This window comes from Actinophytocola oryzae (assembly GCF_004364325.1).
Taxonomy (GTDB): Bacteria; Actinomycetota; Actinomycetes; order Mycobacteriales; family Pseudonocardiaceae; genus Actinophytocola; species Actinophytocola oryzae.
Map to the genome: position 1 here is coordinate 100629 of NZ_SOCP01000022.1, position 21998 is coordinate 122626.

Here is a 21998-nt window from a genome sequence, read left to right on the forward strand (position 1 = left end):
AGGGAGGGTCGGGCCGCGCCCGCGGCCGTAAGTTGATGGACCGCAAGCGCCTGCTTCGCAACCCGCTGGTGTGGATCCTGGTGGTGTTGCTTCTCTACTTCCTGATCAGCATGCTGTTCGACGACACCCGCGGGTACACCGAGGTGCCGACGTCGAAAGCGGTGTCGCAGATCACCGCCGGCAATGTCGAGAAGGCCGACCTCGAGGACAAGGAACAGCGCCTCAAGCTGACGCTGCGTGACCCGGTCGAGCAGGACGGACAGCGGGTCACCCAGATCATCACGCAGTTCCCGTCCGCGGCCACCGGCGACATCTACCGGCAGCTCCAGGACCAGATCGACAACAAGACCGAGTTCAACACGACGGTCACCCAGGAGTCCTTCCTCACCCAGATCCTGATCTTCCTGATCCCGCTGGGCCTGCTCCTCATCCTGCTCATGTGGATGATGAACAACGTGCAGGGCGGCGGGAACCGGGTCCTCAACTTCGGCAAGTCGCGTGCCAAGCAGCTGCCGAAGGACATGCCGAAGACGACGTTCTCGGACGTCGCCGGCTGTGACGAGGCGGTCGAGGAGCTCTACGAGATCAAGGACTTCCTGCAGAACCCCGGCCGCTACCAGGCGCTCGGCGCCAAGATCCCGAAGGGCGTGCTGCTGTACGGCCCGCCGGGAACGGGCAAGACGCTGCTGGCCCGCGCGGTCGCGGGCGAGGCCGGGGTGCCGTTCTACTCGATCTCCGGTTCGGACTTCGTCGAGATGTTCGTGGGTGTCGGCGCGAGCCGCGTCCGCGACCTGTTCGAGCAGGCCAAGCAGAACGCGCCGTGCATCATCTTCGTCGACGAGATCGACGCGGTCGGCCGCCAGCGTGGCGCGGGCCTCGGCGGCGGGCACGACGAGCGTGAGCAGACGCTGAACCAGCTGCTGGTCGAGATGGACGGCTTCGACGCGCGTGGGGGGATCATCCTCATCGCCGCGACCAACCGGCCCGACATCCTCGACCCCGCGCTGCTGCGTCCCGGCCGCTTCGACCGGCAGATCCCGGTGTCCGTGCCCGACCTGATGGGTCGCAAGAAGATCCTCGAGGTCCACTCCAAGGGCAAGCCGCTCGACCCCGACGCCGACCTCGACGGGCTCGCCAAGCGCACGGTCGGCATGTCCGGCGCCGACCTGGCCAACGTCATCAACGAGGCCGCCCTGCTCACCGCGCGCACCAACGGCACGATGATCAACGGTGCCGCGCTGGAGGAGTCGGTCGACCGCGTGATCGGCGGCCCGGCCCGCAGGAGCCGGATCATCTCCGAGAAGGAGAGGAAGATCACGGCCTACCACGAGGGCGGGCACGCGCTCGCCGCGTGGGCCATGCCGGACCTGGAGCCGGTCTACAAGCTGACGATCCTGCCGCGCGGCAGGACGGGAGGGCACGCGCTTGTCGTCCCCGAGGACGACAAGCAGCTCATGACCCGCTCGGAGATGATCGCGCGCCTGGTGTTCGCGCTCGGCGGACGCTCCGCGGAGGAGCTGGTGTTCCACGAGCCCACCACGGGTGCCTCGTCGGACATCGAGCAGGCCACCAAGATCGCGAAGGCCATGGTCACCGAGTACGGCATGTCCGCACGGCTCGGCGCGGTCAAGTACGGCCAGGACCAGGGCGACCCGTTCCTCGGCCGCTCGATGGGCCACGCGCCGGACTACTCGCTCGAGGTAGCGCACGAGATCGACGAGGAAGTGCGCAAGCTCATCGAGGCCGCGCACACCGAGGCGTGGGACGTGCTCAACACCTACCGCGACATCCTCGACACCCTCGTGATGGAGCTTCTCGAGAAGGAGACGCTGCAGCGCAGGGACCTGGAGCGGATCTTCGCCGGGGTGGAGAAGCGGCCGAGGATCACGGCGTTCAACGAGTTCGGTGGCCGCACGCCCTCGGACAAGCCGCCGATCAAGACGCCCGGTGAGCTGGCCAAGGAACGTGGCGAGCCGTGGCCGCCGGTCCAGGAGGAGGCACCGACGCCGGTGCGTACCGCCCCTGGCGGTGGCGAGCTGCCCGGCGGACCTCCGCACTCGAACCCCGAGCCCAACGGCGCCGGCCCCAACGGCCTCCCGCAGCCCGGTCCTCGGCCGGGTGGCTACGGCCAGCCGTACCCGCCGAACTACGGGGACCCGCGCGGCAACTCGGGCCCGCCGAACTACGGCGCACCTCCCGGGTGGACCCCGGCGACCACGCCGCAGGGCAACAGCCAGCCGTGGCGTCCGTCGTGGGACGCGCAGCCCGAGCGGCCGGCCGAACAGGACCGTCCACAGGATGGGACGGACCGTCGCGACGGTCCCGAATGGGATAGTGGTCGCTGAGCAGGGGTCAAGATCGGAGCCTGGCCCCCTCGGCGACCGGAGGCAGGCTGTGACGGTAAACGGGTCCCGCCGGGGCCCGCTGTACACCGGCGGGTCCGTGTTCGACCAGGAACGTGCCGAGAGGGCGGTCCGGGAGCTGTTGCTCGCGTGTGGCGAGAACCCGGACCGCGACGGCCTTCAGGACACCCCGCAACGGGTGGCCAGGGCGTACCTCGAGATGTTCGCCGGTCTGTACACCGACCCCGACGAGGTGCTGGACCGCACCTTCGACGAGTGCCACGACGAGCTGGTGCTGGTCACCGACATCCCGATGTACTCGACGTGTGAGCACCACCTCGTGCCGTTCCACGGCACCGCCCACGTCGGCTACATCCCCAACGAGCAGGGCAAGGTGACCGGTCTCTCGAAGATCGCGCGCCTCGTCGACCTCTACGCGAAGCGCCCCCAGGTGCAGGAGCGGCTGACCTCCCAGATCGCCGACGCGCTGGTCCGCAAGCTGTCGCCGCGCGGCGTGATCGTCGTGGTCGAGGCCGAGCACCTCTGCATGGCCATGCGCGGTGTCCGCAAGCCGGGTGCCCGCACGACGACCTCGGCCGTGCGGGGCATTTTCCGCAGCTCCGCGACGTCCCGCTCGGAGGCCCTGGCACTGATCAACGGGCGCACCAAGTGATCCGCGCGCTGCCCCGTCCCGGCCGCTGTGCGGTGGTGGGTGTGTTGAACGTCACGCCCGACTCCTTCTCGGACGGCGGCCGCTACCTCCACCTCGACGACGCCCTCAACCACGGCGTCGACATGTGGACGGAGGGCGCCGACCTCGTCGACGTCGGCGGCGAGTCCACCCGCCCCGGCGCCGACCGAGTGGCCCCCGAGGTCGAGATCGCCAGGATCCTGCCGGTGATCACGGGTCTTTCGGCGGCGGGCGTCGCGGTGTCGGTGGACACCACCCGTGCGCGGGTGGCGGAGGCCGCACTGTCGGCGGGCGCGGTGGTCGTGAACGACGTGTCGGGCGGCCTGGCCGACCCGGACATGGGCAGGGTCGTGGCCGAGGCAGGCGTGCCGTGGATCCTCATGCACTGGCGCGGCTACTCGAAGGACATGGACTCTCTGGCCACCTACGACGACGTGGTCGCGGACGTCAAAGCCGAGCTGTCCGCGCGGGTCGACGCCGCGCTCGCGGCAGGGGTGTCCTCCGACGCGCTCGTCCTGGACCCGGGCCTCGGCTTCGCGAAGAAGGCCCACCACAACTGGGAGCTGCTGCGCAGTCTGGACGCACTGATGGCGCTGGGCTTCCCGGTGCTGGTCGGCGCCTCCCGCAAACGCTTTCTCGGCACGCTCCTCGCGGACAAGGAAGGCGTGCCGCGCTCGCCTGACGGCCGCGAGGAGGCCAGCGCGGCGATCTCGGCACTCGTGGCGTCGGCGGGTGCGTGGGGTGTCCGCGTGCACGACGTCCGGCGCTCGCTGGACGCCGTGAAGGTGGCGGAGGCGCTGAATGGCTGACCGCATCACCCTGACCGGCCTGCGGGTGCGTGCCCACCACGGCGTCTTCGAGCACGAGAAGCGTGACGGGCAGGAGTTCGTCGCGGACGTGACCGTGTGGCTGGACGTGCCGGACACCGACGACCTCGCCGACACCGTCCACTACGGCGAGCTGGCCGAGCGCGTGGCCGCGGTCGTCGGCGGCCCCTCCCGCGACCTCATCGAGACGGTCGCGATCGAGGCCGCCGAGGACCTGATGCGGTGGCAGCCCCGGCTGCACGCGGCGGAGGTCACCATCCACAAGCCGAACGCGCCGATCGGCCTGCCGTTCGCGGACGTCGCCGTGACGATCCGCCGATCGAGGAAGCGCACCGGATGACGCGCGCGGTCCTGTCCATCGGCTCGAACACGGGCGACCGGTTCGCCTACCTGAAGCTCGCCGTCGACGGTCTCCGCGACGTCCTGGTGAAGGTGTCCCCGGTGTACGAGACCGCGCCGTGGGGCGTGACCGACCAGCCGGACTTCCTCAACGCGGTCCTGGTCGTCGAGTCCCCCTCGACAGACGAGTGGGGCTGGCTGTCCCGTGCCCACGACCTGGAACAGGCCGCGGGCCGGGTCCGCGAGCGGCACTGGGGACCACGCACCCTCGACGTGGACGTGGTGACGGTCGACGGGGTGACCAGTGACCACCCCGACCTCCTGCTCCCGCACCCCGGCACGCCGTCGAGGGCGACCGTGCTGATCCCGTGGCTGGCCATCGAGCCGGACGCGGAGCTGCCCGGCCACGGCCCGATCGCGGCGCTCCTCGCCGCCCTGTCGGAGAACGACCGGGCGGACGTGGAGGAACGGCCGGACCTATCCCTGTGAGGCCCGCAGCGCGGCGATGATCCACTCCGCCGCCGGGACCTGTGACGGCCACTGCGGCCAGCCGTTGATCGTCGCCATCAGCTGCCAGTACCGCTCGGCGCGTGCGTCCGTGCCTGCGGCCAGCTCGTCGGCCACCGTGGCGGCCGGCTTCCCGTACGCCCCGGTCAGCTCGCCGGCCAGTGCCTGCCCCGCGGGGGAGGACGGCGACTCGCCGCTCGACAGTGCCGCGGTGGCCCTGGTCGTCCAGCCGAGCCACTGGTCGCGAGCCTCGCCGAACGGCTTGTCCATCGGCTCGCCCTCGGCCCGCCTCGCCGCGTGCTCCTCGCTCATGGCCCGGATGCGGGCCCGAAAGTCCTTGTCGCGCACCAGCTCCGCGAGCTCCAGCCACGCCTCCAACTGCTCGGGGCTCGGATCGTCCGGCAGCACCGGCTTCGCCGAGCGCATGCCCGTCGCGAACTCGGGGTTGATGTCCAGCCCCGCGTTCACCTCGTCCCAGAAGTCGTCGATGACCGCCGCGCGTTCGGCGTCCGTCATCGATGCCAGGTCCTTCATCAGTCGCACTCCGTCCAGTTCGGTTCTGGTCCTGGCGATCGCGCGCAGCACGGCACGCCGCAGCTGCAGTACCCGGATCTGCTCGTCGAGCAGGTCGACGTGCTGTCGCGCCAGGTCGGCCACCGGGCGCGCGCCCGCGAGCGCGGCCTCCGCGTCCGGCAGACCGAGACCCAGCTCCCGCAGGGTGCGCAGCAGCTCGAGGCGTGCCAGCGACGCGCCGTCGTACAGCCGGTAGCCGGCGTCGGTGCGGTGCGCGGGAGGCAGCAGGCCCTCGTCCGAGTAGAACCGGATCGTGCGTGTGGTCAGGCCCGTTCGCCTGGCCAGCTCGCCGATCGTCAGGAACCCCATGTGCGCCATGCTCAACCCTCCAGTTACTGGAGAGTCAAGTACGGTGGTCGCCATGCACTTCACCCGGGTCCGGGATCTGGTCCTCGCCGGGCTCGTCGCCGCCGCACTCGTCTACCTGCTGGTTCGCAACTTCTACGGCGAGATGCCGCCGCTGCCGACGCTCGCGGGCGTCACGCTGCTCGTGCTGGCGGTCGTCGAGGCGTTGTTCGGTGTCAGCCTGCGGGCACGCATCCGCGACCCCCGGCGTGACGTCGCCCCGCTCACCGCGGCACGCGCGGTCGCGCTCGCGAAGGCGTCGTCGCTCCTCGGGGCGATCATGTTCGGCGCGTGGGCCGCGATCCTCGTGTACGTGCTGCCCAAGCGTGCCGTCGTCACGGCCGCGGCGGACGACCTGCCGAGCACGGTCGTCGGTGTGACCTGTTCGGCCCTGCTGATCGCGGCGGCGCTGTACCTCGAATGGTGCTGCCGCACACCGCGTGACCAGGAGAATCAGCCGCCGGAGCGGAACTCCGGCACGAGAGACTGATCGTCGTACCGAATCGTAATGGTCTCGACCTAATAACGGACCGGTACGGTGTCCCTCATGAACGCCCGCCGAGACTCCTCCGACGGGCCCGAGACCGGCTCGTCGAGCGGGCGCGCACTACTCGTCGGCGCGGTCGCCTTCGCCGCTGTCGCGACCGGGCTGCTGGTGCTGACCGACCAGGAGAAGTGGCTGCGGCTCGGCATCGTCGCGGCGCTCTGGGCGGCGCTGACCGGCGCGTTCCTCGCCGCGCGGTACCGGAGGCAGGTCAGCGACCAGCGTGAGGCGGCGGCGGAGCGGCAGCGCATCTACGAGCTGGAGCTGGAGCGCGAGATCGCCGCGCGCCGCGAGCACGAGCTGACCGTCGAGGCGGAGGCGAAGCGCAAGGCGGAGGAGTCCGCTCGCGACGACCTCGCCGCGTTGCGTGCCGAGCTGCAGAACATGCGCCAGACCCTGGAAAGCCTGATGGGTGGCGAGTTCCTGGTCGAGCGGTACGCACTGCACGCCGAGTCCACCCGGATGCGTTCCGTGCCGGAGGAACGCTCGCTGGCCGTGCAGCGTGACATGAAGCATCTCCCCGCCGCGCAGGCGAACGTCGTGGTGCCGCCCGTCGGCCGCGAGGCGGAGACCGAGCTGATCGAGCGGGTGCGCGAGGTCCACCAGAAGCCCCGCAGGGAGCAGCAGCCGCGCCAGGAGCCGAGGGTCGACTCACGTCCACCACCGGCGCCGCGCCGGACCGAGCGCGCACCCCGTCCCGAACGACCGACCCCCGAACCGGTGAAGCCGCCCGCGGCGCAGCAACAGCCGTCTGGCAGGCAGCAGATCCCGAGGGTCGAGCACCCCGCCGAGATGTCCGACCGCTGGTTCGTGCCGGACGGGCTGGCGGCGGACGCGCCGAAGCAGCAGCGCGCACCGGAGCCGCAGCGGCGCCAGGAGCCGGCGCGTGCGGAGCAGACCCGCCGCGTGGAGCAGCCGCGTGCGGCCGACCCGGCACATCGTCGTGGGGTCCCACCGGGGTGGGAGACCGGCGAGCAGGAGTGGGGTCCGTCGTGGGAGCAGGCGCGGCAGCCCGCGCAGGGCCACGACCTGGGCACCCAGGCGGGCGGCAACGCGGAGCGGACGAGCTGGCTCGCGCAGTACAACAAGCCGAAGGACCAACCGGAGCCGACCTACGGGAGCCGCGCGTACGTGCCGCAGGCCGCGCAGCCGCAGACGGAACAGCCGAGTATGCGCAACCTCCCGCCGGTCGAGCAGCGGCAGCCGAGCATGCGCAACCTCCCGCCCGTCGAGCGGCAGCCGAGTATGCCGAATTTTCCGCCGGTTGAGCGGCAGCCGAGTATGCGGAACTTTCCCCCGGTTGAGCGGCAGCCGAGCATGCAGAACCTGCCGCCGGTTGAGCGGCAGCCGAGCATGCAGAACTTTCCGCCGGTTGAGCGGCAGCCGAGTATGCGGAACTTTCCGCCCGTCGAGCGGCAGCCGAGTATGCAGAACCTGCCGCCGGTTGAGCGGCAGCCGAGTATGCGGAACCTGCCGCCCGTCGAGCGGCAGCCGAGTATGCAGAACTTTCCCCCGGTTGAGCGGCAGCCGAGTATGCAGAACTTTCCGCCGGTTGAGCGGCAGCCGAGCATGCAGAACTTTCCGCCCGTCGAGCGGCAGCCGAGCATGCGCAACCTCCCTCCCGTGCCACCGCCGGTACGGCAGCCGGAACCCGTCGAGGAGAGTGGCGGCGGTCGTCGCCGCAGGGCCGAAGGGCAGCCTTCCTGGCAGGAGACGGTCGGTCACCGGGCCGAGGAGAGCGGCGGCGGCTCCCACACGTCAGGCCGCTCGGTGAGCGAGCTGCTCGCCAACCACGGCCTCGACTCGAGCCCCCGCCGCAGGCGCCGCCGCGAGGACTGACGCGGCCGGCGCGGCGCGTGGACGGCCGAGCTGTGCTCCGCGGAAGAGGCACGCCGTAGGGTTGTCGGGTGCACCCTGCTCGGCCGCCGCACCGGCACAACCCGCGACGGCGGACGGTTCTCCTCCCCATGACGGGGCTCATGGTCCTCGCCGCCTGTGGCCTCACGCTCCTCGCGATCTCCACCGCCAAGGTCGGCCTCGTCGCCGAGCTGGTCGGCATCGTCGCCGCGCTCGTGCCCGTCGGCTCCATCGTGGCCGCGCTCCTGTGGATCGACCGCTGGGAACCGGAGCCGGCACGCATGCTCTGGCTCGCCCTCGGCTGGGGCGCGAGCGTCGCCGCGATCACCGCGCTGCTCGTCAACAACACGGCCGCCGCCGTCGGGGACGCGCTGCTCGGCCACGGCAGCGGCGACAAGGTCAGCGCGATCGTGTCCGCCCCGCTGTTCGAGGAGGCGCTCAAGGGCGTCTTCGTCCTCGGGGTCATGTACTTCCTGCGCCACGAGTTCGACGGCGTGATCGACGGCGTCGTCTACGCGGGGTTCGTCGCGGCGGGCTTCGCGTTCACCGAGAACATCTACTACTTCGGCCGCGCGTTCGCCGAGCACGGCTTCGGCGACGCGGGCACCGGCGGCGTGGTCACCGCGTTCATCCTGCGTGGCGTCCTGTCCCCGTTCACGCACCCGCTGTTCACCGCCATGATCGGCATCGGGGCCGGCATCGCCGTGCGGACGTCGAGCAAGTACCTCCGGGTGCTGGCGCCACTGGCGGGCTACCTCCTCGCCGTGCTGCTGCACGCGATGTGGAACGCGGCCGCGACGCTCGGCACGCCGAAGACCTTCCTCAACGTGTACTTCCTGGTCATGGTGCCGATCTTCATCGCGGGCCTGACGCTCGTCAGCTGGCACCGGCGCCGCGAGCAGCGGATCGTCGCGAGGGCGCTGCCCGAGATGGTCGGCCGCGGCTGGGTCGACCCCGCCAACGTGCGCCGCCTGGTGACGCTCGCCGCCCGCCGCCGCTGGCGCGTGCAGGCAGGCCGCAAGCGAGGCCGCGAGGCGGCACGGGCCGTCGGCGACTACCAGGCTGCGGTGACCGAGCTGGCGTTCCTCTGGCACGCCCTGGGCCTGGGACTGGCAGGCGGCGACGCGACCGACCGCGAGACCCAGCTGGTCAGCGTCCTCCACGCGGCGAAGGCGAACCTGCCCGCACGAACCCAGGACCGGCAACGGCACTGACGCCCGGTCCTCCGGACCCACACGCGCGAAGTTACGCTTTCGACAGGGGAGGACGGGAGGCGTCGTGAGCGGAGCCTGCGGAGCGAACCATCGGTGTTCAGGTCGGTGTTCGGCGTGAACCGGCCTGCTCGGCTCGCGGTCGGGGTGGTCTCCGCCGGTCGTGTCGGTGCGGTGCTCGGGGCCGCGCTCGCCAGGGCCGGTCACACGGTCGTCGCCGCCTCGGGTGTGTCCAAGGAGTCGCTGCAACGCGCGGAGGACCTGCTGCCCGGTGTGCCGGTCCTGCCGCCGGACGAGGTGGTCCGCCAGGCCGACCTCGTGCTCCTCGCCCTCCCGGACGACGCACTGCGTGGCATGGTCCGCGGTCTCGCCGCGGCCGACGCGCTGCGCTCCGGCCAGATCGTCGTGCACACCTGCGGGGCACACGGCGTTGACGTCCTCGCCCCCGCCGTCGACCACGGCGCGCTGCCACTCGCCCTCCACCCCGTGATGACCTTCACCGGCCGCGCCGAGGACCTCGAACGGCTCACCACCTGCTCCTTCGGCGTCACCGCGGCCGACGGCGACGAGGCGGCGTGGAGCGTCGGCGAGGCACTCGTCGTGGAGATGGGTGCCGAACCGGTCCGGGTACCCGACGCGGCCCGCCCGCTCTACCACACCGCGTTGGCCTACGGCGCGAACCACCTGGTCACGCTGGTCGCCGAGGCCGCGGAACTGCTCGCCAAGGCAGGCGTCGGCAACCCCGAACGCATGCTTGGCCCGCTGCTGTCCGCCGCACTGGACAACGCGCTGCGCCACGGCGACCGCGCGCTCACCGGGCCGGTCGCACGCGGCGACGTCGGCACGATCCGCGCCCACCTGACCGTGCTCGCCGAGCACGCCCCCGACATGCTGCCCACCTACCGCGCGCTCGCCGAACGCACCGCGCACCGGGCCGAGGCCAGCGGGCTCCTCCGCCCGGACCTCGCCCCGGACGTCTTCGCCGTGCTCGAGCGCGGCCCCGGAGAGGATCGCCGATGACGCCGAGGTTCACCCCCGGCCAGCTGCACGTCCACAGTGGACTGGAAGACATGGTCGCCACCGCGCGCGCCTTGCGTGGCGTCGGTCGCAGGATCGCGCTGGTGCCGACCATGGGCGCACTCCACGACGGCCACCGCCGGCTGATGCGCACCGCACGCAGGCTGCCGGGCACCGTGCTCGCCGCGTCGATCTTCGTGAACCCGCTGCAGTTCGGGCCGGACGAGGACTTCGACCGCTACCCGCGTCCGCTGGAGCAGGACCTCGCGGTGTGCGGTGAGGAACGCGTCGAGCTGGTGTTCACGCCGTCGCGCGAGGACATGTACCCGAGCGGCCCGGAGGTGACCGTCGACCCGGGGCCGCTCGGCGGCGAGCTGGAGGGCGCGTCGCGGCCCGGCCACTTCGCGGGCGTGCTGACCGTGGTGGCCAAGCTGTTCAACATCATCCGCCCGGACTACGCGGTGTTCGGCGAGAAGGACTACCAGCAGCTGACGCTGGTCAGGAAGCTCGTCCGCGACCTCAACCACGACGTGCGGATCATCGGTGTCCCGATCGTGCGGGACGCCGACGGCCTGGCCAGGTCGTCGCGCAACCAGTATCTGGCCGACGACCAGCGGACCGCGGCCGTCACACTGTCGGCGGCACTGGCGGCGGGCGCGCGGGTCAGCGCGGCGGGTGCCGAGATGGTGCTGGAGTCGGCGCGGGCCGTGCTCGACAAGGAGCCCCTCGTCGACGTCGACTACCTGGAGCTGCGGGGCACCGACCTCGGCCCCGCGCCCGCGCGCGGGGAGGCTCGGCTGCTGGTGGCCGCGAGGGTCGGCACCACTCGTCTGATCGACAACGCCCAGGTGTTCCTTGGCGACGGGGAGGACTGACATGTTCCGGACGATGCTGAAGTCCAAGATCCACCGGGCGACGGTCACACAGGCGGATCTGCACTACGTCGGCTCGGTGACGGTCGACCCGGTCCTGATGGAGGCCGCGGACCTGATCGAGGGCGAGCAGGTCGCGATCGTCGACGTCACCAACGGCGCCCGCCTGGAGACCTACGTGATCACCGGCGAGCGGGACAGCGGGGTGATCGGCATCAACGGCGCCGCGGCGCACCTGGTGCACCCCGGCGACACGGTGATCCTGATCTCCTACGGGCTGATGGACCAGGCCGAGGCCGCCGCGTACCGGCCGCGTGTCGTGTTCGTCGACGAGGCCAACAAGATCGTCGACCGTGGCTCGCTGCCCGGGCACGTGCCCGAGGGCCACGGCCTGGTCAGCGGTGCCTCACCACTGGCGGAGACCGTCGACGCGGCCATGCTGGACGCCCTGCTGCAGGCGGAGAGCTGAGTGCTCCTCACGATCGACGTCGGCAACACGAACATCGCGCTGGGGCTGTACGCCGGTCCGGAGCTGGTCCACGACTGGCGGATGCGAACCGACCCGCAGATGACCGCCGACGAGCTGGCGCTCACCATGCGCGGCCTGCTGGGTGCCCACGCCGACGAGGTCACCGGTGTGTCGGCCCTGTCGACGGTCCCGGCGGTGCTGCGTGAGCTGCGGGTGATGCTCGGGCGCTACTACCGGAACGTGCCACGTGTGATCGTCGAACCTGGCGTGCGGACCGGCGTGCCGCTGCTGGTCGACAACCCGAAGGAGGTGGGTGCCGACCGGGTGATCAACACGCTCGCGGCACACCACCTGCACGAGACGGCGTGCGTGGTCGTGGACTTCGGGACGTCGACGAACATCGACGTGATCTCCGCGCGGGGTGAGTTCCTCGGCGGCGTGTTCGCGCCCGGCATCGAGATCTCGGTGGACGCGCTGGCCTCCCGTGCGGCGGCGCTGCGCAAGGTGGAGCTGGTCCGCCCGAAGTCGGTGATCGGCAAGAACACGGTGGAGTGCCTTCAGTCGGGCATCATGTACGGCTTCACCGCCCAGGTGGACGGCCTGGTCCGGCGGATCGTCGGCGAGCTGCACCGGACCGACCACCCTGGCGAGGTGACGGTCATCGCGACCGGCGGCCTCGCCCCGCTCGTGGTGGACGAGTCCGAGACGATCGTCGACCACCGCCCGGACCTCACCCTGCTCGGGCTGCGTCTCGTCTTCGAACGCAACATCCGCTGAACGTGGTTGGATCGTCCGCATGGTGACGATCAGGGCAGCTCGGATGGACGACGACGCGGCGCTGTTCGCCATCGACGTGGCCACCTGGACCTCCACGGTGTCACCGTCGCCGATGCCTGCCGAGCGCGAGACCTTCTACGAGGGCAGGCCCCTCGACGGCTTCCTCGTCGCCGAGCTGGACGGGGTCGTCGTCGGGTACGTGTCGATGACCCAGGACATCCCCGTGCCGTCGCACACGCACGTGCTCCACGTCAACGGGCTCGCCGTGGACCCGGGGGCGCAGGGCAGGGGCGTCGGCAGGCAGCTGGTCGAGGGGGTCGTCGCCACCGCCAGGCGGTCGGGCCGCACCAAGGTCACCCTGCGGGTGCTCGGCCACAACACCACGGCGCGCCACCTCTACGAGCGCTGCGGGTTCGTCACCGAGGGCGTGCTGAAGGGTGAGTTCGTCCTCGACGGCCGGCTGGTCGACGACGTCCTCATGGCGTACCACCTCTGACGGCGCGCACCACCTTCGTCACCAGCGGCACGTCGAACTCCCCGCCGGAGGTCTCGGGTCGAGACGCCAGGTAGTCGTGGATCCGTGCCATCGCCGCCGCGCGCTCGTCCGGTGTGATCACCAGCAGCCAGGAGTGCGTGCCGAGCGTCTCCGCGAGCGACTCGCGGGTCCGCCGGTGCGTGTGCGGGAACGCCGACTCCTCGAACGGCGTGAACAGCGGGTGTGGCGACGGTTGCCGCAGGTCCTCCAGGGCGCTGCCGGTGGCACCGGACACCGTGAGCAGTCCGGCCACCCACTCGACGTCCGGGTCCTCGTCGTTCCACAGCAGGCCGAGCGCGCCGCCGGGGACGAGGACGCGGCCGATCTCGTCGAGCGCGCGCTCGTGGTCGAACCAGTGGAACGCCTGGCCGACGACCACGGCGTCGACGGAGCCGTCGGGCAGCGGGATCTCCTCCGCCCTGCCCGGCAGTGCCCTCACCTGCGGGTACCGTCGCGACAGCTCGGCACGCATGTCGTCGTCGGGCTCCACGGCGGTGACCCCGAGACCGAGGGGGAGCAGTCCGGCGGTCAGCTTTCCCGTGCCTGCCGCCAGGTCCAGCACGTCACGAACGGGGCGGGTCGCGGCGGCGAGGGCCCATCGCACGCCGTCGGCCGGATAGTCCGGCCGGTGCTCCGCGTAGTCACCCGCTCGCGCTCCGAACGAGCCCGCCCGGGTCCGATGTAGCTCCATACGACCAAAGTAGCCCGATATCGCGGGGCCGACCGTCGACCGTACCCTGTTCTACCGTGACCGACGAATCGCAGGAACCGCAGGCAGACGACCTTCCGGAGCAGCTTCGGGTCCGTCGCGAGAAGCGGTCGCGACTGCTCGACGACGGCGTCGACCCTTATCCCGTCGAACTGCCGCGCACACACTCCTTGTCCGAGGTTCGCGAATCGCATTCGGGTCTGGCACCGGATACGGCCACCGGAGATGTGGTGGGCGTCACTGGTCGGATCATCTTTCTGCGCAATACCGGCAAGCTCTGTTTCGCGACGCTTCAGGAAGGCGACGGCACCGAGCTGCAGGCGATGCTGAGCCTGAACAAGGTGGGCGAGTCCGCGCTTTCGGAGTGGAAGAGCGTCGTCGACATCGGTGATCACGTTTTCGTGCGTGGTGAGGTAATCACCTCCCGGCGTGGCGAGCTCTCCGTTCTCGCGGACGAGTGGCGAATGGCGGCCAAGGCGCTACGCCCTCTGCCGGTCGCCCACAAGGACCTGAACGAGGAAACCCGCATTCGGCAGCGGTATGTCGACCTGATCCTGCGCCCGCAGGCCCGCGAAACCGTTCGAACGCGTGCCGGAGTGGTCCGCTCATTGCGTGACAGTTTCCACGAGCGCGGTTTCCTCGAGGTCGAGACGCCGATGTTGCAGACCGTGCACGGCGGTGCGACAGCTCGCCCATTCGTGACACACTCGAACGCGATGAGCATGGACCTCTACCTGCGTATCGCGCCGGAACTGTTCCTGAAGCGCTGCGTCGTCGGCGGTATCGAGAAGGTCTTTGAGATCAACCGCAACTTCCGTAACGAGGGCAGCGATTCGTCGCACTCTCCGGAGTTCGCGATGCTCGAGTTCTACGCGGCCTACGAAACGTACGACTCCATGGCCGTACTGACCCGTCAGCTGGTGCAGGAGTCCGCCCAGGCCGTGTTCGGCACACAGGTCGTCACGCTGGCGGACGGCGAGGAGTACGACCTGTCGGGGGAGTGGACGACCCTGTCCATGTACCCGTCGCTGTCCGAGGCGGTCGGCGAGGAGATCACCCCGCAGACCCCCGCCGACCTGCTGCACAAGCACGCGGCGGCCCGTGGGCTGGAGGTGGACCCCAAGCTCGCGCACGGCAAGCTGGTCGAGGAGCTGTGGGAGCACCTGGTCGGCGACCACCTGCACGCGCCGACCTTCGTGCGGGACTTCCCGGTCGAGACCTCGCCGCTCACCCGCCAGCACAGGAGCATCTCCGGTGTTGCCGAGAAATGGGATCTCTACGTGCGGGGATTCGAGCTCGCGACCGGATACTCCGAGCTCGTCGACCCCGTAGTGGAACGGCAGCGACTGACGGAACAGGCCGCGCTCGGCGCCGGGGGAGACGACGAGGCGATGCGTCTCGACGAGGACTTCTTGCGCGCCCTCGAGTACGGAATGCCGCCGAGCGGCGGTGTCGGAATGGGGATCGACCGGTTGCTCATGGCACTCACCGGCCTGGGCATTCGGGAGACCATCCTGTTTCCGCTGGTGCGCCCGGAATGACCCAGGATCGCGACACGGACTGCTAACGTAATCAAGGATTTGCGTTAAGCTGGTTAGTGGGAGTATTCCTATATCGTGCTACGCACGTTCACCGGTCCCTCGTGTCGCAAACCTGAGGAGGGCGCAGATGGCGCAGAAGGTCACGGTTAGCCTGGTCGATGACCTCGACGGTTCCGAGGCGGAGGAGACCGTCGAGTTCGGTTTGGATGGCGCGTTCTACGAGATCGACCTCTCCGAGGACAATGCGGAGCGGTTGCGCGACGCACTCTCGGATTACGTGGAGCACGCTCGCCGGTCGGGTGGTCGTAAGCGGCCAGTGGGTCGGTTGGCCGGCGCCGGTCGTGCCCCTCGCACGGCATCCGCGGATCGGGAACAGAACCAGGCAATGCGTGAGTGGGCACGCAAGCAGGGCATGAACATCTCCGATCGCGGTCGAATCCCGAAGGAAGTCGCCGAGGCGTACAACGCGCAGGCCTGACGGCTTTCACAATGCGGCAGCGTCGGTTCCCGGATTAACGGGCACCGGCGTTTTCGCGCGTGGTCGCAGCGCGACGGCGAGCCATCCGGCCACGCAGACCGTGGCGACCCCGGCCAGCGCCATCGCGGCCCCGACGGGTACGACCTCGGTCAACCCGCCGAACACGAGTGGCCCGACGCCCTGGAGCGTCATCAGCCCGGTGGAGAGCAGGCCGAACGCCTGGCCGCGGGCGTCGCCGGGTAGCGCGTCCCTGAACGGCCCCTGCAGCCCGAGCCCGAACGCGAAACCGCACCCCATGATCGCCATCAGGACTCCGGCGACCACCGGTGGCACGTCGAGGACGAACCCCAGCATCGGTAGCCCGAGCACCGCGACGAGCGGTGCGACGGCCCGTTCGCGGGCTCGTGGTGTCAGTGCCCGCGTGACCACGAGGTTGCCGAGGAACATGCCGACCGGGATGCAGCCGAGGATGATGCCCGAGGCGCTCTCGGGGAAGTGCCGCAGGCCGGCGTAGGGGATCAGCAGGCTTTCCCCGCCGATCACGAACGCGGGCGGCAGCCAGTTCGCGATCAGCAGGCGCCGGACCGTCGTGTCGACGAGCAGCTCACGTGCGCCGTGGTAGCTCTGCAGCACCAGTGACCGCTCGCTCTGGCGCCCGGGCGCGGGCAGGTCCGGCAGGTTGACGCGTGCCCAGAGCGCCGCGACCGCGTGACACCCGGCGGTGACGAGCAGCGCCGCGTGCGGGCCGACGGCCGCGACGAGGATGCCGCCACCCGCGAGCCCGACGATCTGCACCGCCGAGTTCACGAGCTGGAAAAGCCCCCGGCCGACGACGAACGCGTCCCCGCTGAGGGTCTCGGCGGTGAGGCGTCCCGCGGTCCCGTTGAACACGGGCGCGAGGCACCCGACCCCCGCGACGAGCAGCAGGCTGGCCCACACCGGCAGCCCGAAGGCGAGCAACGCGGCCGCGGCGGCTTCGAGGGTGTACCCGCTGACGAGCAGGAGCCGGGGCCGCAGCATGTCGGGCAGCGCCCCGAGCAGCAGGCCGCCGACGACCTGCGGCAGGAACGAGACCCCGAAGGTCATGGCACCGAGCAGGGCCGACCCGGTGGTGGTGAACACGAGCACGCTGAGTGCGACAGTCCGCAGCGTGTCGGCGCCGACGGCGAGCCCACGGGTGAAGAACACCGTGCGGAAGACCGGCTCGGCGAGGACCTGGCGGAAGGTGGCGCGTTCTGTCACGTGCCCAGCGTTTCCCCGGGCCGGGCCGTTCACCATTGTTTCGTGCGTGAGCGTAAGGTGCGCGGTCATGCTGAGGTTCGTCGCGGGCCGGGACGACCTGCTGAACAGCCGTTTCGCGTTGTCGCCGATAGTCGAGCTGGAGAGCCTGCTGCGCAAGCTCTACTTCAGGCGGGGGCAGCTGCCCGCGGAGTGGTCGGCGAGGGTGCGGCCCGCGTTCGAGCGCCTGCGGGCGGAGACGCCCCTGGACGCGGTGCTGGCCCTGCAGGGCGCGGGTTACGGCCCGGCCTTCGTGGTGCAACCGCCGTCGAGCATGACCCAGACGATCGACGACGACCTCGCCGCGCTGAGAGCGACCCCGCTGGCCCAGGCCCGCCACGAGATCGAGGAGTGCCTGGGTCACCGCCCGGCCACCGACGAGCGTGTCCTCGCCATCCTGCGCGACAGGGCCGTGACGTCGATCCTGGCGGACGCGATGGCGGCGGCGTGGCAGGAGCTGGTGGCCCCCGACTGGCCGGCGCTGAGAGCGGTCCTGGAACGCGACGTGGTGCACCGGGGCGGCCTGCTGAGCAGTGGCGGCTGGAGCGCGGCGTTCGCGGGGCTGCACAAGCGGCTGCGATGGCACGACGGTGTGATCGAGCTGCAGCGTGACTTGGGTGGGGAGTACGACCTGGGTGGCGCGGGGATGTTGCTGGTCCCCTCGGTGTACGTGTGGCCGAAGATCGCCGCGTACACGGAGCCACCGTGGCCGAAGACCCTCGTCTACCCAGCCCGCGGCACCGGGGCGTTGTGGGAGCCGGGTGCCGGAACGCCTCCGGACGCGCTGGCCTCGCTGCTGGGCCGCACGAGGGCCCGGCTGCTGGTGGCCCTGTCCGACCCGGCGAGCACGACCCAGCTGGCGCAGAGCCTGTCGCTGGCCCCCGGCGCGGTGGGCGACCACCTGGCGGTGCTGAGGAATGCGGGCCTGGTGACGAGGGCGCGGTCCGGCCGCTCGGTCCTGTACCGCAGAACCCCGCTTGGCGACGCCCTGGCAGGCGGCGCGGGCGGATAGCTCAGTACTTCGGGCACACCCGGGGGCAGGTCTCGCACACGCCCTGGCCGGCCTTCATGAGGTAGTGGAAGCAGCAGCTCTCCCGCCGCCGTGTCCAGCGGGTGTGCCCGGCGGCGTCGGTGACCGGCCGCAGGGTCGACGCCGAGGTCAGCGGCTCGAACCGGTCGTCGAGCAGCAGTGCCGCGTCGAGTACGCCCGCCACCTCGTCGCCGCCGTACCGGCCCGCCAGCCACATCCAGTTGTCGAGCGCGTCCGTCGCGGCACCCCACAACGTCCTTCGGCCGAACCGGACGGTCTTCCCGAAGGCGGAGACGAACTGCGCCGCGTGCGCGGTGAACCGGCCCCGCAGCACCGCGGCGAGGGCCCGCTCGTCGGTGACGACGGTGGCGTTCGGCGTGCCGGCCGCCGGGTCGTCGGGGAGGCACACGAAACCCTCGTCCAGCACCGCGATGGAGTCCGGATGGGGTCTCGGTCGACTCTTGCGGAACGCGAGGTGCTCCGGACGCAGCGACGGCACCCGTCGTTCATGATGGAACAGGAGCGCGGCGAGGTAGGCGGGCACGGACAGGTACCACGACATAACGTAGCCGGCGGTGGTCCGTTCCGGCGCCTCGCCGTACCGGTCGTGCAGCCAACCAGCGAGTTCCTGGCGCCAGAGGGTGAACGTCTCGGGCGCGGAGAGTAGTTCCGCGCAGTTCACCCAGGCGGTGGAATCGTCGGGCAGGCCGACACGGATCTGAGTCTTGGCCTGGCAGGATCCGGCTCGGGCGACGGAGTCGCTCAGGTCGGCGACGTACGCGGCGGTCACAAGCCGTAGGCTTGGACTGGTCCGCATGGGTGTCCTCCCTGGCCAATTAGGTGAGCCTGGCCTAAGTTTAGCTCACCGGCGTGATCATCGCGAGTCGAGCGGACGCGCGCGGTTGGACTGTTCGCGCTCAGCGGACACCACGCAGGTGGCGGAATCCTTCCTCGATGCCGCACGTTGTTCCCTAACGAAGCTCACGGATAGCCGTAAGTGGTACTGAGAGCGACAGGCTGGACGACTACAGTGGTCTTCACGGTGCTGAACCCCACCGCACGGAGGTGGGTACTAAGGGCCGCCGGCGCAGCAGTCAGGAGTGCAGATGTTTGAGAGGTTCACCGACCGCGCGAGGCGGGTGGTTGTCCTGGCCCAGGAAGAGGCCAGGATGCTCAACCACAACTACATCGGCACCGAGCACATCCTCCTGGGCTTGATCCACGAGGGTGAGGGTGTCGCCGCCAAGGCGCTCGAGTCACTGGGAATTGCCCTCGAGGGCGTGCGGCAGCAGGTCGAGGAGATCATCGGCCAGGGCCAGCACGCGCCGAGCGGGCACATCCCCTTCACCCCACGGGCCAAGAAGGTCCTCGAGCTGTCGCTTCGGGAGGCGCTCCAGCTCGGACACAACTACATCGGTACCGAGCACATCCTCCTCGGCCTCATCCGGGAGGGCGAGGGCGTCGCCGCCCAGGTGCTCGTGAAGCTCGGCGCCGACCTCAACCGTGTACGCCAGCAGGTGCTGCAGCTGCTGTCCGGCTACCAGGGCAAGGAGCCTGCGGAGACCGGCGGCCGCGGCGAGGGCACGCCCTCCTCCTCGCTGGTGCTCGACCAGTTCGGTCGCAACCTCACCGCCTCGGCGCGGGAGGGCAAGCTCGACCCGGTCATCGGGCGGGCCAAGGAGATCGAGCGGGTCATGCAGGTGCTGTCGCGGCGCACCAAGAACAACCCCGTGCTCATCGGCGAGCCCGGCGTCGGCAAGACGGCCGTCGTCGAGGGCCTCGCGCAGATGGTCGTCAAGGGCGAGGTGCCCGAGACGCTGAAGGACAAGCAGCTCTACACGCTCGACCTCGGCTCCCTGGTGGCGGGCTCCCGCTACCGAGGTGACTTCGAGGAGCGCCTGAAGAAGGTGCTGAAGGAGATCCGCACGCGCGGCGACATCATCCTGTTCATCGACGAGATCCACACTCTCGTCGGCGCGGGTGCCGCCGAGGGCGCGATCGACGCCGCCTCGATCCTCAAGCCGATGCTCGCCCGCGGTGAGCTGCAGACCATCGGCGCCACCACGCTCGACGAGTACCGCAAGTACGTCGAGAAGGACCCCGCGCTGGAGCGCCGCTTCCAGCCGATCCAGGTCGGCGAGCCGACGCTCGAGCACACGATCGAGATCCTCAAGGGCCTGCGGGACCGGTACGAGGCGCACCACCGCGTCACGATCACCGACCCGGCGCTCGTGGCCGCCGCCACGCTGGCGGACCGGTACATCAACGACCGGTTCCTCCCGGACAAGGCGATCGACCTGATCGACGAGGCAGGCGCCCGCATGCGCATCCGCCGCATGACCGCGCCGCCGGACCTGCGCGAGTTCGACGAGAAGATCGCCGACGTCCGCCGCGAGAAGGAGAGCGCGATAGACGCGCAGGACTTCGAGCGCGCGGCCAAGCTCCGCGACAAGGAGAAGACGCTGCTCGGCCAGAAGGCGGAGCGCGAGAAGCAGTGGAAGGACGGGGACCTGGACGTCGTCGCCGAGGTCGACGACGAGCAGATCGCCGAGGTCCTGGCCAACTGGACCGGTATTCCCGTGTTCAAGCTCACCGAGGAGGAGACCACGCGTCTGCTCCGCATGGAGGACGAGCTGCACAAGCGGATCATCGGCCAGGAGGACGCGGTCAGGGCCGTGTCCCAGGCCATTCGCCGCACGCGTGCCGGCCTGAAGGACCCGCGCAGGCCGTCCGGTTCGTTCATCTTCGCCGGCCCGTCCGGTGTCGGTAAGACCGAGCTGTCCAAGGCGCTGGCGAACTTCCTGTTCGGCGACGACGACGCGCTCATCCAGATCGACATGGGTGAGTTCCACGACCGCTACACCGCCTCGCGGCTCTTCGGTGCCCCTCCCGGGTACGTGGGCTACGAGGAGGGCGGCCAGCTGACGGAGAAGGTCCGCCGTAAGCCGTTCTCGGTGGTGCTGTTCGACGAGATCGAGAAGGCCCACCAGGAGATCTACAACACGCTCCTGCAGGTTCTGGAAGACGGCCGCCTGACCGACGGTCAGGGTCGCACGGTCGACTTCAAGAACACGGTCATCATCTTCACGTCGAACCTGGGCACGCAGGACATCTCGAAGGCCGTGAACCTGGGCTTCTCCTCCGGTGGCGAGGGCCAGACCTACGACCGGATGAAGCAGCGCGTCGACGACGAGTTGAAGAAGCACTTCCGTCCGGAGTTCCTCAACCGTATCGACGACATCATCGTGTTCCACCAGCTCACCGAAGAGCAGATCGTCAAGATGGTGGACCTGATGATCACCCGCGTCGAGACGCAGCTGAAGAACAAGGACATGGCCATCGAGCTGACGCCGATCGCCAAGAAGCTGCTGGCGACCCGGGGCTTCGACAAGGTCCTCGGCGCCCGTCCGCTGCGCCGCACGATCCAGCGCGAGATCGAGGACCAGCTGTCGGAGAAGATCCTGTTCGGCGAGATCCAGCCGGGCCAGATCATCATCGTCGACGTCGAAGGCTGGGACGGCGAGGAAAGCACCTCGACGGACCAGGCCAAGTTCACCTTCCGCGGTGAGCCGAAGCCGGCCAACGTGCCGGACGCGCCCCCGGTGGACATGGCCGCCTCCTCCGGCGACGACGCCGCAGCCGGCGAGTCTGCCTGACTCTCAGAACCGCGCCCTCCGTCTCCTGGCTCCGGCCGGGGTCGGGGGGCGCGGTTTCGTATGTGGGGACACTGCCACCCTCGGCTCCGGCCAGGTGGACCACGCACCCAGCTGCCGTTCGCGCCGATGCGCACCAGGTCGCCCACAATCCACACGGTTATCCACAGGATGCGGCGAACCCCCAAGGCGTTGTCGGTACCTCGCACTAGACTGGATTCCGGGGGCTGGAGGCGCCCATCGCCCACTCCACCAGGCGTTACCGCTCGATCGACCCCCACGGAAGCAGCCTCGAAACGCCTGCGCCGCCGACCCGAGACAGTGAGTTGTCCACAGCCCGGCAAGTTGTCCACAGGGGGACTGGGGACAACTCGGCCCCGACACACTGGTCAACCACCGGCGC

The 21998-nt window shown here is 70.2% G+C and carries 21 protein-coding genes; 17 read left to right on the forward strand and 4 right to left on the reverse strand.

What is annotated here, in order from left to right:
• Positions 1-35 precede the first annotated feature (35 nt).
• From ftsH to folK, 5 genes are read left to right on the forward strand one after another with little or no spacing between them, the layout of a single operon-like run.
• Positions 36-2345, forward strand: a complete 2310-nt coding sequence (ftsH, locus tag CLV71_RS39960; RefSeq protein ID WP_133908136.1) for an ATP-dependent zinc metalloprotease FtsH — start codon at positions 36-38, stop codon at positions 2343-2345.
• A gap of 49 nt (positions 2346-2394) precedes the next feature.
• Positions 2395-3015, forward strand: coding sequence for a GTP cyclohydrolase I FolE (folE, locus tag CLV71_RS39965; protein ID WP_243867232.1), 621 nt, complete (start codon positions 2395-2397; stop codon positions 3013-3015).
• Positions 3015-3842, forward strand: coding sequence for a dihydropteroate synthase (gene folP, locus CLV71_RS39970; protein WP_481735062.1), 828 nt, complete (start codon positions 3015-3017; stop codon positions 3840-3842). The genes folE and folP overlap by 1 nt, the downstream gene beginning before the upstream one ends.
• Positions 3835-4200 (forward strand): dihydroneopterin aldolase, encoded by a 366-nt coding sequence (gene folB / locus CLV71_RS39975; RefSeq protein WP_133908138.1) that lies wholly within the window; start codon positions 3835-3837, stop codon positions 4198-4200. Before folP ends, folB begins: the two co-directional genes overlap by 8 nt.
• A complete protein-coding gene (gene folK / locus CLV71_RS39980; protein WP_133908139.1) occupies positions 4197-4688 on the forward strand; it encodes a 2-amino-4-hydroxy-6-hydroxymethyldihydropteridine diphosphokinase in 492 nt (163 codons plus the stop codon). Before folB ends, folK begins: the two co-directional genes overlap by 4 nt.
• Here folK and CLV71_RS39985 read toward each other — a convergent pair.
• The gene (locus CLV71_RS39985) at positions 4677-5597 is read right to left on the reverse strand and encodes a MerR family transcriptional regulator (RefSeq protein WP_133908140.1); all 921 of its coding nucleotides are present in this window, start codon (positions 5595-5597) and stop codon (positions 4677-4679) included. The genes folK and CLV71_RS39985 overlap by 12 nt on opposite strands.
• 43 nt (positions 5598-5640) lie before the next feature.
• Between CLV71_RS39985 and CLV71_RS39990 the strand changes: the two genes are divergently transcribed.
• The 8 genes from CLV71_RS39990 (at position 5641) to CLV71_RS40025 (ending at position 12867) form a co-directional block, all read left to right on the forward strand.
• The gene (locus CLV71_RS39990) at positions 5641-6114 is read left to right on the forward strand and encodes a DUF3180 domain-containing protein (protein ID WP_133908141.1); all 474 of its coding nucleotides are present in this window, start codon (positions 5641-5643) and stop codon (positions 6112-6114) included.
• Between the two features lie 57 nt (positions 6115-6171).
• Complete coding sequence (locus tag CLV71_RS39995) at positions 6172-8007, forward strand: DUF6779 domain-containing protein (RefSeq protein WP_133908142.1); 1836 nt, start codon at positions 6172-6174, stop codon at positions 8005-8007.
• 128 nt (positions 8008-8135) lie between these two features.
• Positions 8136-9239, forward strand: coding sequence for a PrsW family intramembrane metalloprotease (locus CLV71_RS40000; protein ID WP_133908143.1), 1104 nt, complete (start codon positions 8136-8138; stop codon positions 9237-9239).
• A 114-nt stretch (positions 9240-9353) separates the two neighbouring features.
• On the forward strand, positions 9354-10256 hold the full coding sequence (locus CLV71_RS40005) for a Rossmann-like and DUF2520 domain-containing protein (protein WP_133908237.1): 903 nt from the start codon (positions 9354-9356) through the stop codon (positions 10254-10256).
• Positions 10253-11128 carry a pantoate--beta-alanine ligase gene (gene panC, locus CLV71_RS40010; protein WP_133908144.1) on the forward strand — a complete coding sequence of 292 codons (876 nt, stop codon included), beginning with the start codon at positions 10253-10255 and terminating at the stop codon, positions 11126-11128. Before CLV71_RS40005 ends, panC begins: the two co-directional genes overlap by 4 nt.
• 1 nt (position 11129) lies before the next feature.
• Entirely contained in the window at positions 11130-11594 is a 465-nt protein-coding gene (gene panD, locus CLV71_RS40015; protein WP_133908145.1) for an aspartate 1-decarboxylase, read from the forward strand.
• On the forward strand, positions 11595-12371 hold the full coding sequence (locus CLV71_RS40020) for a type III pantothenate kinase (protein ID WP_133908146.1): 777 nt from the start codon (positions 11595-11597) through the stop codon (positions 12369-12371).
• Positions 12372-12390: 19 nt separating this feature from the next.
• Entirely contained in the window at positions 12391-12867 is a 477-nt protein-coding gene (locus CLV71_RS40025) for a GNAT family N-acetyltransferase (RefSeq protein WP_133908147.1), read from the forward strand.
• Here CLV71_RS40025 and CLV71_RS40030 read toward each other — a convergent pair.
• Positions 12848-13597: a class I SAM-dependent methyltransferase gene (locus tag CLV71_RS40030; RefSeq protein ID WP_133908148.1), complete on the reverse strand. Its 750-nt coding sequence runs from the start codon at positions 13595-13597 to the stop codon at positions 12848-12850. The genes CLV71_RS40025 and CLV71_RS40030 overlap by 20 nt on opposite strands.
• Positions 13598-13653: 56 nt before the next feature.
• Here CLV71_RS40030 and lysS point away from each other — a divergent pair, with 56 nt between their 5' ends.
• Both lysS and CLV71_RS40040 read left to right on the forward strand, forming a co-directional pair.
• Complete coding sequence (lysS, locus tag CLV71_RS40035; protein ID WP_133908149.1) at positions 13654-15156, forward strand: lysine--tRNA ligase; 1503 nt, start codon at positions 13654-13656, stop codon at positions 15154-15156.
• 127 nt (positions 15157-15283) lie between these two features.
• The gene (locus CLV71_RS40040; RefSeq protein ID WP_133908150.1) at positions 15284-15634 is read left to right on the forward strand and encodes a histone-like nucleoid-structuring protein Lsr2; all 351 of its coding nucleotides are present in this window, start codon (positions 15284-15286) and stop codon (positions 15632-15634) included.
• 6 nt (positions 15635-15640) lie between these two features.
• On the opposite strand, the gene CLV71_RS40045 is transcribed toward CLV71_RS40040, so the two are convergent.
• Positions 15641-16876: an MFS transporter gene (locus CLV71_RS40045; RefSeq protein ID WP_208297977.1), complete on the reverse strand. Its 1236-nt coding sequence runs from the start codon at positions 16874-16876 to the stop codon at positions 15641-15643.
• A gap of 67 nt (positions 16877-16943) precedes the next feature.
• Between CLV71_RS40045 and CLV71_RS40050 the strand changes: the two genes are divergently transcribed.
• Positions 16944-17924: an ArsR/SmtB family transcription factor gene (locus CLV71_RS40050; RefSeq protein ID WP_133908151.1), complete on the forward strand. Its 981-nt coding sequence runs from the start codon at positions 16944-16946 to the stop codon at positions 17922-17924.
• A 1-nt stretch (position 17925) separates the two neighbouring features.
• Here the strand turns inward: CLV71_RS40050 and CLV71_RS40055 are convergent, their stop codons facing one another.
• Complete coding sequence (locus CLV71_RS40055) at positions 17926-18732, reverse strand: (2Fe-2S)-binding protein (RefSeq protein WP_243867236.1); 807 nt, start codon at positions 18730-18732, stop codon at positions 17926-17928.
• Positions 18733-19048: 316 nt separating this feature from the next.
• On the opposite strand from CLV71_RS40055, the gene CLV71_RS40060 reads away from it, so the two are divergent.
• Complete coding sequence (locus tag CLV71_RS40060) at positions 19049-21598, forward strand: ATP-dependent Clp protease ATP-binding subunit (RefSeq protein ID WP_133908153.1); 2550 nt, start codon at positions 19049-19051, stop codon at positions 21596-21598.
• The last annotated feature ends 400 nt before the right edge of the window (positions 21599-21998 follow it).